Here is a 13189-nt window from a genome sequence, read left to right as displayed (position 1 = left end):
CCGCAAGGTGCCACCGCAAGGTGCCACCGCAAGGTGCCACCGCAAGGTGCCACCGCAAGGTGCCACCGCAAGGTGCCACCGCAAGGTGCCACCGCAAGGTGCCACCGCGATCGTGCCGCTCGAGGCAGGCACGATCGCGGGTGGGCACGATCGCCGGTGTCAGCGCCAGAAGCCGCGGCGGGGCTTGGGCGGCTTGGGCGCCGCCAATTCCGGGCGCAGGGCGCGGATCTCCTCGATCGCCGTCGTCGCGGTGGCGGCGTCGCCGGTCACCAGCGCCATGACCAGGAGGCGCAGGGCCGCAACCAGATCGGGCGGGGAACCCGCCGCTTCGAGCTCGGCGGCGAGATCGGTCGCGATCGCCTGGTCCGGGTTGTCCAGAAGCGCGCGCAGGCGATCCAGGAAGGGCAGGACCGGATCGGGGCCTGCCGCCTTGCCCGCCGGCCTGCGGCGACTCCGGGAGAGGCCACGGGAAGCGGAGGTGGGCATCGCGCCGGGTTCGGGACGCGGGGCGCCGAACCGTGCGGATCGCGGGGCCGCGGGCACCGGCGGCGGTCCACCGGCCGGGGGCACGGACGGCGGGGGGCTCGCCATGGGCGCGGGCGGCGGGCCGGCGGGTGCGCTGAAGCCCGGTGCGCTGGGCCTCGGGGCCGGGTAGAGAGTTCCGCCGCCCGCGAAACCGGCGGGCTCGCTGTCGTCGAAAGCCAGAGGCATATCGAAAGACTCTTCGAACATGTGCCTTCCGCGCCGCATGAAGCTCGGCGTGTCCACGGCGTCGCCCTCCATGGCCCAACCGTCGGGAGCCTCGACCGGCTGGACGACCGTGTGCTGATCGCCGGTGGTCTTGCGGCTGTGATCGACGGCGATGAAGGCGGTGAAGCGGCTCAAAACGCCATGGGCGAGCGAGAACTCGACGATTCGGGCCGGGGTCACGCCGCTCGTTCCGGTGGCGTAGTCGTCCTCGAGGTCGCGCAGCCGGGCGCGGGCCCACACGGCGCGCACGGCCTTGTCCTCGGTGCGCACGGGCGTGATCTTCACCGAGAACGGTTCGCCCGCCGCTGTTTTCGCGCGCACGACGACATCACCCGTCGCGTCGCCGACCCGGCCGCCGAGCAGCAGCGGCGCGCCCTCGAACAGATCGCTGTGCGCGGGAGCGGGATCGGAGACAGGCCGCCCGTCGATCTCCACGACGACGTCGGTCAGGATCGGCGGCGCGATGCGGCGGTGGATGCCGGTGAGCACCTCGTCGAGCCGGTCCTCGGTTTCCACGAGTTCGCAGCGGCCGGCGCCGGTGTCGGCCAGGCGCTGCAGGAAGCCCGCGTTGACGGCGCGATCGATACCCAGGGTGAAGACACGGGTTCCGTTGAGTCGCGGCGCGATTCGCGCCAGCACCCGATCCTCGTCGCCGATCTGACCGTCGGTGACCAGGACGAGAACCCGGTCGCGGCCCTCGTCGGCGTGCAGGATGTCGGCCGATTCCTCCAGCGGCCCGGCCAGTTCGGTGCCGCCCCGCGCCTCCAGGCCCGACAGCCAGCCCACGGCGGCGAAGCGATTGCGGTCCAGCGCGGGCACGAGCCCCTGCCCCAGACCGGTCGGGCGTTCGACGTAGTGATCGAAGGCCAGCACGGCGAAGCGATCGCGGTCGGTGAGGGTGTCGACCACCCGGGCGGCGGCCCGGCGGGCGGCCACCATCTTCCAGCCGTCCATCGAGCCGGAGCGGTCCAGCAGCACCACCACGTCACGTTCGCGGCGGGTGGCCGTCAGGTCCGGCACGAGGGTGACCTGGACGGTGTCCTCCGCGATGACCGCCGCGCTGGCCAATTCGGACGCGTCCCGCAGCGCCAAGCGCAGCACGACGTCGCGGTTCAGCCGCTCGCCCGGGTGCAGGCGGACGATCGTGGCGCCGCCTTCGGACTCGGTGGCCACCGCGTGCAGGCTCGAGCGCACCGTCACCGGGCCCAGGCCCGCCGGGTCGATGACGGCCGTCAAAGACAGTGCGACGGGCGAGGTTTGGCCGGGCAGCAGCACCGGCGGCGCGATGCGGCTGGCATCGGGGACGGCGTCGGTGTCGAGGGCCGTGCCGGCCCCGGCCTGCGCGCCGTCCAGCGGCGTGCCCGGGATGTAGCGGGGCGGTACCACCAGCGGGAAGCGCAGCGTGGCTTCGCCGCCGTCCACCGGCAGCGGTCCGGTCAGGACCAGGGTGAGCGTGGCCTCCTCGCCCGGCTGCAGATTGCCGACGGTGGTGGTGAAGACGCCAGACCGATCCTCCTCGGCGAGCGCGGCCCGGTGGCCGACGGCGACCGCCCGGTCGTAGGCGTCGCGGGCGGCCTGTCGCTCCTGCAGTTCACCCTCGATGCGCCGGCCCGCCAGGTCCGCGGTGAACGAGGTGACCGCGGCGCGATCGGGCAGCGGGAAGATGTACACCGCTTCGATGCCGGTGCCGAGGGTATTGCGAAACACCTGGCGCACAGTGGTTGTCGCCACCAGGCCGGTGACCGCCGCGTGCACGTCCATGGCCACCAGCGGCAGGCCGCCGTGCGCGCCGTCGCCGGCGTGCAGGACGCCGGTCACGAGTTCGTCGCCGGTGCGCGGTCCGGCGATACGGGTCAGTTCTTCGTCGATGACGGTGGGAATGGCGGTCATGGCGTGTTCCGTTCTGCGGCAAGGAGCCCGCGGCGTTCGAGCGTGTGGAGAAGTTCCCGGCTCGCGGCCCGGATGGCGGCCAGATCGGCGGCATCGAGGGGGCGTTCGGGAGTGAACAGGACCGTGCAACCCGGTGTCAGGTGCACGCCGACGGACATCTCGGCCGGCGCCGGAGCGACGGCCGGGGCGCTGTGCGGTTCGGGAGCCTCGGCCCAGAATCGCTTGCGCTGCTTGACTTCATCGAGGCGAGCGATCGCCTCGAGCTGGGCGTCGGTGCGCCCGAGGAGCCCGCGCTGCGCCTGCGCCAGCGTCTGTCCTTCGGCCTGCAACCGCTTGACCGCGATTACCTGTAGTAGATGCCTCCGCTCGTAGTAAGCCGTCCTTCCCCGTACATCGGCGGGCCGATCGAGTAATCCGAGCGACCCGTAGTAGCGCAGCATGCGCACGTCCGGCACCTCCCCCACCTTGCCGTTGGGCGCCTCGATTCCGAGGCGTTCCACCGCTGCCGCAGCTTCGGAGGCCAGTTCCGCGATCGTCCACTGCATGATTACACTGTCACATACCGATGAAACAGTGTCAACAACAGAGTTGGAATTGGCGGTGATATGTAGCTGCCGCTCGGTAAAAGACCGGGTCGTCAACCGATTCCGGGCCGGTCTTCCGGCGCGCTGGCCGCGGCCAGCGTCCGCAGCCGGCCCAGCCCCTTCAGGACACTGTCACGGTTACGCGCCGCCGTGATCCACCCCGGCAGGCTCGCCAGCATGGTGGTCGTGGAGCCGCCGGGCCCGTGCTCACGCAGTGCCGCACCGACGAACGCGCTCAACTCGTCGAGATGATCCGTGTTCAACGCCCAGAGCACCCGCCCCGCACACCGGGTCTGCAGCCACAACGGCAGCCCGAAGTGCGGATCGACCGGCGAGTCACCAGACAACCTGCCGAAGTACCCCCGCCCGTCCCGCTCTGTGGCCCACGCCCGCACAGCCGGGCACCCCGCACACGCGAGCCGCCGCGGTTCGTACGCCGCCCACGTCCCCGGCGCTTCGGCCCCCGGCCATCGCACACTCGCCGCCCGCCCGCCACAACCCCCGCACACCACCAGGATTCGCTCGGCGTACTGCAGCAGAAACCGCCGCTCGTCGAAATGCCGCCCCACTCCACCCATACCCCCACCATCGCGGTTCCCCCACTCCACCGCAACGCGATTGCGCACCCCCCGATATTCGGTTTCCTCCCCCGCCACCCGGTGCTACCGTCGAAACATCGACCGCGACAACAACTCCGGAAAGGCGGGAATGATGCTCGAGCTACTGACTCCACGACTCGCCCGCACCCTCCGGTTGCGCCTCCTGAGCCGCGGCACCTGACGTCTATCTCTCAGACGCCAGGGCCGCCCGCGCGAAATGCGCCGGAGCGGCCCTTTTCGTTTTCGATTCTTATTAGTTCCCGATCCCCCGTATCCCAATTGGCAGAGGAAGCCGGCTCAGACCCGGTCCAGTGCGAGTTCGAATCCCGCCGGGGGAACAGACAGCATCCCAATAGAAATACATGGAGCCTGCGTCAAGTCACTCAGCAGCGGACGTCCACGCTGCGCCGGCTACACGTCTCCTGGCCTCCAGGTGCTGGTTCCGCCCATGCCGTAGGCGCGGATGTATATCGCCCGCGTGAGCCGCACCGACACGAACACCATCTCGGGCGAGTTTTCGGGCCCGCCCGGTGCGAAATTGTTCAGGTCGTAGTCGAACACGTCGTGCCAGAGGCGTCGTTTGGTCGGAAGGTCGTCATGGATCGCGGCCACGCCCCATACCTCGACTCCGTCGCCGCTCGCGTCGACCTGCCAATGCATGGCGATGTTCGGGTGATGGGCGATATTGCGCGCCTTGACCGACGTGGTCCCGGTCATGAACCAGATCAGCTCGCCTTCCCAGACCGGGTGTACGGGTGCGACGTCGGGATCGCCGTCGCGGCCGACGGTGGCCACGTGCGCCCACTCGCTCAATTTCGCGGTGGCTTCGACTATTTCAGCGAGTTGCATGGCTTATCCCGCGTCCGGAACGAACAGGGTCTCGATCACGTCCACCAGCAATCCGTTGGGATCGGCCACCATGAAGTGACGCTGCCCGAATTCTTCATCTCGCAGTTCTTGTGCCACCGGAAGCTCCAGTTCCCGGGCGCGTGTCCACACTTTGGTGGCGTCATCGACCTCGAAGGAGATCAGCACACCGCGCGCGGTGTCGTGATGGGTTTCGGGGATGCTGCCATGTCCGTGTTCGACGATGGCCAATTGAATCTCGGGCCCGTCGCCGTGGAGCAGGACGTACCAGTCGGACTCCCATGCCACGGTCAGCCCGAGCAGACCGAGGTAGAAGTCGCGACTCGCGGCGACATTCGTGCTGGGAATGTCAGGAAAGATGCTCTTGATCTGCGTCATGTCCTCACCCAACCGTCTCCCCTGAGGGGAGAGTCAACAGGTGTCTCGGACACATATCAGTATCTGCGGCACAGCGATTGGCCGAGCACCTCGGGCAGCCACCGTCGTACACGACCGCACCACGTTGCCTGCGGCGCATATTTCAGACAACCGCAGGCGAACACGACGGAACACACTGAGCAGCGCGCGCCCGGTGTGGTCGAGAGTGAAATGGCTTCGCGCGAGCGAGGGCGCGGGTCAGCGCGAGTGTGCGGAGTCGGTGTTCTTGAAGGGGTTCAGAGTTTTTCCGGCCAGGTAGCCCAGGCCGACGGGTAGGGGCTTCATCGCGGCGGCGCCGATCTTGTTGAAAGTGCCTGGGACGCAGACCGGTTTGCCTTTCATCACCGCGTCCCAGCCTTCGGTGACGACGGCCTCGGGGCGCTGCCACAGGATCCGGGGCAGGTTGTCGGCCCGATCGCGCGTGCCCATCACATCGTGGAACTCGGTGCGCGTGAAGCCGGGGCACAGGGCCGTGACGTGGATGCCGTGCGGCTTCAGTTCCATGTCGAGGGACTGTGAGGTGTTCAGGACGTAGGACTTTATGCCGGTGTAGAGCAGGCTGGCGGCGGGCGGGGCGAACGCGGCCGCCGAGGACAGGTTGATGATTCGGCCCCAGCGGCGTTCCTTCATACCGGGGACTACCAGGTGCACGAGCTGGGTTGGGGCCGTCACCATCAGTTGGATCTCGCCGGCCAGCGCATCCCAGGGAGTGTCGGCGAAGGCGGTCTTGCCCGACAGACCCGCGTTGTTGATCAGGATGTCGACGTCCAGTCCCTGCTGCTCGGCGTAGTTCAGGATCGCGGTCGGCGCCGCGGCATCGGTGAGATCGGCGGCGAAGACCTCGCACCGCACACCGTGCTGGTCGGTCAGTTGGGCGGCGAGCGTCCGCAGCCGGTCGACGCGACGGGCGACGAGAAGAAGGTGGTGGCCCTGCGCGGCCAGGTGGTGGGCGAACGCCGCGCCGATGCCGGCGGATGCGCCGGTGATCAGCGCGGTGCGGGAGGTGGTGGTCATGATTCCTTCGCTCGGGACGTCGGGCGGGCGGGCCGGCCGGGCAAGTCTCTTGAACGGCGCTCAAGAACCGTAGCGTCTTCTTGAGCGACGCTCAAGATAGGGTGCTGAAGTGCCCAGAAATCGAGGTCCGCAGAACCGTGAGCAGAAGCGCGAGGAGATCATCGCCGCCGCGCAGCGGCTGCTCATCGAGGACGGCTTCGAGTCGGCGTCCACGGCCCGGATCGCCAAGACAGCCGGGGTCACGGTCAATACGATCTACTGGTACTTCCAGGACAAGGACGAGTTGCTGATCGCGGTCCTGGATCGCATCCTCGGCGAGGCGCTCGCCACCTACGCGGAGATAGCCGACCGGCCGTTGAGTGACCGGCTGCTGTGGGTGGTCGGCCGGCTGGAACAGCTGCACGGGTTGGTCAACACCGTGCACGCGCGCGCCGCCGGCTCGCCCGCCATCGACACCTGGCACACCGCGTTCCATCAGCTGGCCGACGTACTGTTCACCGACGATCTCCGCACCGCCGGTGTCGCCGAGGACGACCTACCCGCCATGTCCGCTATCGGCACCTTCGTCGTCGAAGGACTACTCACCCACCGGCGGGACGACGCGGGCAAGCGAGCGGTCATCGACGTGCTCGTGCGTAGCCTCACGGCCGGATCCGCACATGGAGCGAGCTGAAAGCATTCCTCGACAAGCCATTTCGCTGCCCGCGACCGTCAGCGATCAGCTCGCCTGGTACTCGGCGCTGCACTCGCCGTTGGTGTAGTTCTGGCCCTCACCGTGGTTGAAGACGTTCAGGTTCAGCAGAATCCGGCCGGGCTTGGTCTCCACGCCGGTGATGCTCAGGGTGTTGTCGGGGCCCTTCACCTGGGCGGTGGTGTTCGCCACCCCGCTCCTGCCGGTGTCGAGATTCGCCCAGTTCACCGAGAACTGCTGGTCGTAGGCGAAGTCGGTGCCCGCATCGGTGTGCAGTTTCAGATCGATCGAGCCGTTGGCGGAGGTCGCGAAAACATCGCTGCTGGCGGGCGTCTGGAAGGGTTCCACCGGGACCGGGTAACTCATCGTGCAGACCGCGGCTCCCGGATCATTCGGGGCGGAAAGGGCTGCGGGGGCTCCGGCGGTGGTTATCGCGAAACCGGCGATAGCGGCGATCGGCAACAGGGCCGAGCGTGTACGGGAATTCATCGAACCGTCCCATCGAATTTCGAGGTGCATCGGATGAACATGGTCGCCGGGGCGATGTGACAGCCCCGGAAACCGACCCCAGCCTAGCTACCGCATTGAACATTCCGCAACGAACGAACATCGAATTGTGCTGTACCAGAATCGAATTCGCTCAGCAAGACCCCAATACCCCGGCGGAGAACAACTTCCGGTCGTGACCTGCTCATACGTAGCGCAGAAGAGTCCAACAAAGGGGTCAGTGGCAGAACTCGAATTCCTCGCGCATTCTGCGCTGGACGACAAGGGCGGAGGCACTGATCGCATCGGCGGAAACCGCCGAGGGCGGGTATTCGCAGCCTGCGGCGTGCACGAACCCACCATTGCGCTCGTCGCCGGTGTTGTCGAACCAATTCCAGGTCAGGCGTACGGGATGATCTGCGGTCGGGCCCAGTATTCTTACGGCCCCGGCCAGTTCGCCATAAGCGCGGTCGGGGTCGAGTGGCACGGTCGTCGTCGCGCGCAGCGACAGCTTCTCGATGCGCCCGTTCTCGATCGCGACGAACTTGATGCCCCAGGGAATGTCGGACAGCTGCCGGAGCAACTCGGACTCCCGGTCGACGGACAACGGCAGGGCGACATTCCAATTCCCGTGGTCGGCCGTCTCGATCGTCACGTCGGCGGCGGCACCGCCGACCATCGCGCGAACCGCGGCCAGCGGCTCGGCGGCGCCCGATGCCACGTCCACGATGGCGATTCGCGGCGTCGGTCCCGCGGTCCAGGCGATTCGCGCCCCGGGAACGGCCGCGGTGTAGCCGCGAATGTTCCGTACCGTCGCGAGAAACGGATCGAGGTCGAGCGCATCGCCGACCCGAATCCGCGCCCTGTCGCCGACGACGAATTCGATGTCCCGTTCGCGGAGTCCGCCGAAATCGCCGATTCGCTCGCCCAGGCGCACGAACACGTCCCCGATCTGCTGATCCGTCGCGTCGGGCACGTACGCGACGACGCTCAGCAGACCGTCCCCGGCGAGGACGCCCGCGTAGACCGCAGCATCGACGCGCAGCACACCAGGCATCGCCGAGAGCTCGGTGTCGAGCCGATCCACCGCCTCCTCGTGCGCGGTGAGCACCCGGGAGGACACGACGAAGGCGACCGCGACGAAAACCGCGACCACCAGCCCGGTGAGAATCCTGTGTTGCCCGCGCATCGTCCCGCTCCTCACCTACCCGACCACACCCGTCGAAAAGCGCTCTACGACAGCACGATTCGACGGATTCGGCCCGAAGTCCCGGAGCCGCGTTCCCCACGATCGAGTCTATGGACGCCGACGGAATCGGCCATGCCACCGAATGTGGGGTCTACGCGCGGACCCGGCTACCCGTTCGGTTCGCCGGCATCCCGCCCGCCCACCGCACGCCGATACTTCTCCTCGAACTCGGTGAAGGCCGCCATCGGCGCGGGTTCGAAGGGAACGCCGAACGGCTTGATCGAATTGCCGAACAGGGCGCGGTCGCCGAACAGGTGGATCGGAAGCGCCAACAGGGCCCACTCCGCGCCGAACCACCAGGACCACAGGCCCGCGACCACCGCGGCGGTCACGAGGCTGTGGGAGATGTTGTAGGCGACGTAGTAGCCCTTCGCGATCCGACCGGTTCGGCTGCGCCGGAAGGCAATCGCGCCGGGCAGGTAGCCGAGGACGTCGATCGCCAGGAACAGCGCGATGAACACCGGCCAGCGGATCTCGTCGTGGTGCAGCACCGCCAGCGCGGTCGCCACGGCGAAACCCGTCAGCCATTCGGCCCGGATGACCGCGTAGGTCTGCTTCGTCTCGAATCGGTTGATCTGGTCCAGCGCCCTCACCTGCTCGCTGTCGGAAGTTCGCCGACCGAGCCGGGGACCGCGGCGAGCAGGATGGGCTCCAGTTCGGCGGCCACCTGTTCGATCGGACCCAGGGAGCGATCCACGCGGGACAGGACGATCGCGCCCTCCACGGCGGACAGCGTCAGCGTCGCAAGGGTTTCGGCGCGGGCGGCGGGGACCCCGGCGGACAGCAGGGACGTGGTCAGGGCGCTGCGCCAGCGGAGCAGGATCGCGGCCACTTCCGAATGCAGGGCGCGGTCGTCCTCGGTGCCGCTCACGGCGACGGCTATCGCGGGACATACGGCGTGGAAATCGCTTTCCCGCAGCAGCTTTCGCCAGAAATCCAGCAGTCGTAGCAGGGCCTGGCCGGGACCGGCGGCCGCGGAGTCCTCGATGAGGGCGGTGATCGCGTCGCCCGCCAGGTCCAGGCTCTCGCTCAGCAACTGGCGGCGGCCGCCGGGAAAATGGTGGTAGACCGACCCGCGCGGGGCGCCGGTGCGGGCCAGGACGGCGTCGATGGTCACCCCGGCCGAGCCGCGCTCGCGCAGGAGTTCCACGCCGCCGACCAGCATCTTGCGTTTGGTGGAGCCGCGTTCTGCCACGGTCAATCCTGTTCTTCCGCAGCGGCTTTCACCGCGGCCAGATTGGCGCGCATGTTGCGCTCCCATTCGGACAGGCGGTTGGCGACGATGCGCGCCTCCTTGTCCGGCATGGCGATGATGGCCACGTTCAAACCCGAGGGGCCGGGACCCATGCGACCCCACTGCCGCACGATCACACCGGAACTGGCGGGGTCGATCTCGAAACCCCAGGTGGCACTGACGCCTTCGGGACCGTGAACCGCCCACACCCAGCGCCGCTCGGGCTCGAGCTCGATCACCTCGCACTCGGTGCTCCACTCGCCGAGCGCGTCGTGCCGGCTCGAGCCGCGGAAACGGGCCCCCAGCGCCACCCGGTCCGCATCGCCGAGCCAGCGGACGGTGTCCAATTCCTCGGACACGCGGGCGGGCAGGGTGATGTCGGTGAGCAGTGCCCAGGCCCGGGCGGGCGTACAGGCGACGCGCTCGGAGACTTCTACGGTCGGTTGATCGCGGTAACGCACGCTGCGGCCTTTCGGGGGTTCCCAACAACTGTTTCTATGATCTATAACATAGTCCATGGTCGCATCGGATCCACTTCGGAAATCACTGCGGGTCGGGGTCGTCGTCGAACCCCGGCTGCCCGGCGCCGCGGACTTCGCGCGGGAGGCCGAACGGCTCGGCGTCGCCTCCCTGTGGGTGCCGGAGGTGTGGGGTTACGACGCGCTGACCGGGCTGGCCTACCTCGCGGCGAAGACCGAGACGATCGGGCTGGGCACGTTCGTGGTTCAGCTCGGCTCCCGCTCCCCCGCCCTGCTGGCGACCTCGGCGCTGAGCCTGCAGGAGCTGTCGGGGGGCCGATTCCACCTCGGCCTCGGCGTCTCGGGACCGCGGGTCATGGAGGGCTGGCACGGGGTCCGCTTCCACAAACCCGTGCGGACCACCCGCGAGACCATCGAGATCGTGCGCCTGATCAGTCGCGGCGAACCGCTCGCCTACGACGGCGAGATCTACACCCTGCCCCTGCCCGACAGCTCCGGCCGCGCCCTGCGGCCGCTGGTCGCACCGCGCGAGGTACCGATCTACGTGGCGGCCATGGGGCCGGCGAACATGCGACTCACCGGCGCGGCCGCGGACGGCTGGCTGGGCAACGCCTTCATACCCGAAGCCGCCGAGGTGTTCCTGGATCCGCTGCGCGAGGGCGCGAAGTCCGCCGGGCGCGATCTCACCGACCTCGATCTGGTCGCGCCCGTCGCGGTCGAGTTCGCCGAGTCCGACGCCGATGCCGCACAACGGATTCGACGCCACGCTGCGGGCTACGCGTTCACCATCGGCGCGATGGGCGCGGGCGGGCGCAACTTCTACAACGAGGCGTTCGGGCGCATGGGTTTCGGCCCGGCCGTGCGGCGGGTGGCCGAGCTCTGGGCGTCCGGCAATCGCGACGAGGCCCGGGCGGCGGTGCCGCTCGAGCTGGGCAGCCACACCAACCTGGTCGGCACACCGGAGACCATCGCGCAACGGATCGAGCAGTACCGGGCGGTGGGGATATCGACACTGCTGGCCAAGATGGAGACCCCGTTCGAGGAGCAGCTCGATACCCTGCGGCGGCTGCTCGAGCTGGCCCGGGGCTGACACCGGATCGGCGCGAATAAATCGGTTTACCAACCGAATACGCGCTTGCTACCGTCATGACAACGCAACGACGAGACCTCCGAGGAGGGTGAGGCAGTGGCACGACAGCAGCGAATTCAGCACATCCGGCTCGAGGGCGTCCGTGGACGCACGCTCGTCGTAGCCCGCCGCCGAATCCGGAGTGGCGCCTGAGGGCCGTGCACGGACACCCTCGGGGCCGCTTCGAGCATTCTCGAAGCGGCCTTCGCGTTTCCCGGGCGACCTCCGCCCGACTCACACCGTCCGAAACAGCCACCGGCCGAACGCGACTCGACGACGAGTAGGTGCCGACGACGTCACCGGCGCGGCCGTTCGATTCGGACATCGCGCGAGATACTCCCCCAGCCCCGAGCACCTCAGTGCCGAGTAGATGTCAACGACGACATTTCGCCCGGGGTCCCATGCCCGTAGCTCAAACGGATAGAGCGCCTGTCTACGAAGCAGGATGTTGAAGGTTCGAATCCTTCCGGGCATACCGATTTTCGATGAAGCGTGGTGTAACGGCAGCATGGCGAGCTCTGACCTCGTCGGTCCAGGTTCGAATCCTGGCGCTTCAGCCTCCGAATCGAGCATCCGCCGAGCCGCCACGGACGGCGTGATGCGGTTCGACCCGAACCACACGCGGAGCCGACCCATCGATGGGCTCATTGCGTGCAATGTCGTATTTCAGCTGGTCCGGCACGTATTCGTCATGAACAGCAATCACCTTGCCGGACATGCGATTCCGCTATGATTCAGGATTCACCCGCTTCGGCTTGACGCGGCTGAATAGAGATGATTCGATCTGAATCATCATGGACCCACAGAATCAGCCGCCACAGGGCGCGACCGACGCGGCAAGCGCCGCGAACGCGGTTGCGTACCAGTCGCGCCCGCGCCAGCAATTGGCGACGGAGCTGCGGCGGCTGCGGGACATGGCCGGAATCTCCGGACGCGAACTGGCCAAGCGGGTCGGCATCAGCCAGTCGACGCTGTCCCGGATCGAGGCGGGGCAGGTGGTTCCGCCGCTACCGCAGGTGCTCGACTGGGCCGAAGCGGTCGGTGCGGCGGCGGACTGCCGGCACTCGCTACGCGCGCTCACCGAGGCCGCGCACACCCCCGAGATGCAGGACTGGGCGGCCTCGCTCGCGGAGCGCCCGCATCTGCAGGACGACGTGCGGGCCCTCGAACACGACGCGCAGGTGGTGCGGAACTTCCAGCCCACACTGGTGCCGGGCCTGCTACAGACCGCCGACTACGCCCGCCGGGTGTTCGCCACCTTCGATCCGCCCTACGCACCCGAGGCGCTGGCGTCCGCGCTGGCCGCGCGTCTGGAACGCCAGCAGGTGCTGTACGACCCGGCCAAGCGCTTCGAATTCCTGATCACCGAAGCGGCCCTGCGGTTTCGGCCCGGACCGCATCGCATGCTGCTGGCCCAGCTGGACCGGACCATCTCCATCGAGACCCTCGACACCGTCAGCATCGGGGTGATCCCGCAGGACATCGAGGCGAGCACCACGATCCCGCACGGTTTCGTCATCTACGAGAACGAGGATCACGCGATCGCTTCCGCGGAGCCGATCGCCGGCAGTCTGGTGACCCGCGGCCCCGAACTCGTCGACGCCCATCGCCGCCGCTGGACGGCGCTCGCCCGAATGGCTTTGTTCGACAATGATGCCCGTTCATTTCTCACCGGACTTCGGGACGAAATCCACCGCATCACAACCCAATGACCATTTTCCAGCGGCCGTCGAGGGGTCGGCCGCATGTGGGGGTGGTGGGGGGGGGGGGGGGGAGAAAAGGAGCAACACCAAAAACAAA

General features: G+C 68.1%; 15 protein-coding genes and 3 tRNA genes. 6 read left to right on the top strand and 12 right to left on the bottom strand.

All coding sequences use genetic code 11. The features are described from left to right. Positions 1–159: 159 nt before the first annotated feature. The 3 genes from ACWIGI_RS20775 to ACWIGI_RS20765 all read right to left on the bottom strand — a co-directional run bounded on the left by ACWIGI_RS20775 (position 160) and on the right by ACWIGI_RS20765 (position 3802). Complete coding sequence (locus ACWIGI_RS20775) at positions 160–2640, bottom strand: VIT domain-containing protein (protein ID WP_454204050.1); 2481 nt, start codon at positions 2638–2640, stop codon at positions 160–162. Then, positions 2637–3185, bottom strand: coding sequence for a MerR family transcriptional regulator (locus ACWIGI_RS20770; protein ID WP_454204049.1), 549 nt, complete (start codon positions 3183–3185; stop codon positions 2637–2639). Before ACWIGI_RS20770 ends, ACWIGI_RS20775 begins: the two co-directional genes overlap by 4 nt. 92 nt (positions 3186–3277) lie before the next feature. After that, positions 3278–3802, bottom strand: coding sequence for a hypothetical protein (locus tag ACWIGI_RS20765; RefSeq protein WP_454204048.1), 525 nt, complete (start codon positions 3800–3802; stop codon positions 3278–3280). A gap of 285 nt (positions 3803–4087) precedes the next feature. Here ACWIGI_RS20765 and ACWIGI_RS20760 point away from each other — a divergent pair. Beyond that, positions 4088–4161: transfer RNA gene (locus ACWIGI_RS20760), tRNA-Leu, on the top strand. A gap of 73 nt (positions 4162–4234) precedes the next feature. On the opposite strand, the gene ACWIGI_RS20755 is transcribed toward ACWIGI_RS20760, so the two are convergent. From ACWIGI_RS20755 to ACWIGI_RS20745, 3 genes are all read right to left on the bottom strand, one after another. Then, on the bottom strand, positions 4235–4672 hold the full coding sequence (locus ACWIGI_RS20755; protein WP_454204047.1) for a pyridoxamine 5'-phosphate oxidase family protein: 438 nt from the start codon (positions 4670–4672) through the stop codon (positions 4235–4237). Positions 4673–4675: 3 nt separating this feature from the next. Continuing rightward, the gene (locus tag ACWIGI_RS20750) at positions 4676–5068 is read right to left on the bottom strand and encodes a VOC family protein (RefSeq protein WP_454204046.1); all 393 of its coding nucleotides are present in this window, start codon (positions 5066–5068) and stop codon (positions 4676–4678) included. A 237-nt stretch (positions 5069–5305) separates the two neighbouring features. Next, the gene (locus tag ACWIGI_RS20745) at positions 5306–6121 is read right to left on the bottom strand and encodes an SDR family NAD(P)-dependent oxidoreductase (RefSeq protein ID WP_454204045.1); all 816 of its coding nucleotides are present in this window, start codon (positions 6119–6121) and stop codon (positions 5306–5308) included. A 109-nt stretch (positions 6122–6230) separates the two neighbouring features. Here ACWIGI_RS20745 and ACWIGI_RS20740 point away from each other — a divergent pair, with 109 nt between their 5' ends. After that, the gene (locus ACWIGI_RS20740; RefSeq protein WP_454204044.1) at positions 6231–6794 is read left to right on the top strand and encodes a TetR/AcrR family transcriptional regulator; all 564 of its coding nucleotides are present in this window, start codon (positions 6231–6233) and stop codon (positions 6792–6794) included. A gap of 45 nt (positions 6795–6839) precedes the next feature. Here the strand turns inward: ACWIGI_RS20740 and ACWIGI_RS20735 are convergent, their stop codons facing one another. The 5 genes from ACWIGI_RS20735 to ACWIGI_RS20715 all read right to left on the bottom strand — a co-directional run bounded on the left by ACWIGI_RS20735 (position 6840) and on the right by ACWIGI_RS20715 (position 10242). Next, positions 6840–7178 carry a hypothetical protein gene (locus tag ACWIGI_RS20735; RefSeq protein ID WP_454204043.1) on the bottom strand — a complete coding sequence of 113 codons (339 nt, stop codon included), beginning with the start codon at positions 7176–7178 and terminating at the stop codon, positions 6840–6842. 358 nt (positions 7179–7536) lie between these two features. Continuing rightward, positions 7537–8487 carry a hypothetical protein gene (locus ACWIGI_RS20730; protein WP_454204042.1) on the bottom strand — a complete coding sequence of 317 codons (951 nt, stop codon included), beginning with the start codon at positions 8485–8487 and terminating at the stop codon, positions 7537–7539. 167 nt (positions 8488–8654) lie between these two features. Next, positions 8655–9140, bottom strand: coding sequence for a hypothetical protein (locus ACWIGI_RS20725; RefSeq protein WP_454204041.1), 486 nt, complete (start codon positions 9138–9140; stop codon positions 8655–8657). Next, positions 9137–9742 carry a TetR/AcrR family transcriptional regulator gene (locus ACWIGI_RS20720; RefSeq protein WP_454204040.1) on the bottom strand — a complete coding sequence of 202 codons (606 nt, stop codon included), beginning with the start codon at positions 9740–9742 and terminating at the stop codon, positions 9137–9139. The genes ACWIGI_RS20725 and ACWIGI_RS20720 overlap by 4 nt, the downstream gene beginning before the upstream one ends. A gap of 2 nt (positions 9743–9744) precedes the next feature. Continuing rightward, positions 9745–10242, bottom strand: a complete 498-nt coding sequence (locus ACWIGI_RS20715) for an SRPBCC family protein (protein WP_454204039.1) — start codon at positions 10240–10242, stop codon at positions 9745–9747. A 55-nt stretch (positions 10243–10297) separates the two neighbouring features. Here ACWIGI_RS20715 and ACWIGI_RS20710 point away from each other — a divergent pair, with 55 nt between their 5' ends. The 3 genes from ACWIGI_RS20710 (at position 10298) to ACWIGI_RS20700 (ending at position 11946) form a co-directional block, all read left to right on the top strand. Further along, positions 10298–11350, top strand: coding sequence for an LLM class flavin-dependent oxidoreductase (locus ACWIGI_RS20710; protein WP_454204038.1), 1053 nt, complete (start codon positions 10298–10300; stop codon positions 11348–11350). A 440-nt stretch (positions 11351–11790) separates the two neighbouring features. Beyond that, positions 11791–11864: transfer RNA gene (locus tag ACWIGI_RS20705), tRNA-Arg, on the top strand. Between the two features lie 11 nt (positions 11865–11875). Then, positions 11876–11946 (top strand) — tRNA-Gln (locus ACWIGI_RS20700). Here ACWIGI_RS20700 and ACWIGI_RS20695 read toward each other — a convergent pair. Further along, a complete protein-coding gene (locus tag ACWIGI_RS20695) occupies positions 11943–12107 on the bottom strand; it encodes a hypothetical protein (protein ID WP_454204037.1) in 165 nt (54 codons plus the stop codon). The genes ACWIGI_RS20700 and ACWIGI_RS20695 overlap by 4 nt on opposite strands. 76 nt (positions 12108–12183) lie before the next feature. Here ACWIGI_RS20695 and ACWIGI_RS20690 point away from each other — a divergent pair, with 76 nt between their 5' ends. Then, the gene (locus tag ACWIGI_RS20690; RefSeq protein WP_454204036.1) at positions 12184–13101 is read left to right on the top strand and encodes a helix-turn-helix domain-containing protein; all 918 of its coding nucleotides are present in this window, start codon (positions 12184–12186) and stop codon (positions 13099–13101) included. Positions 13102–13189 lie beyond the last annotated feature (88 nt).

Source organism: Nocardia sp. NPDC055321 (genome assembly GCF_053645575.1).
This window is presented reverse-complemented; position numbering and strand designations above follow the sequence as displayed.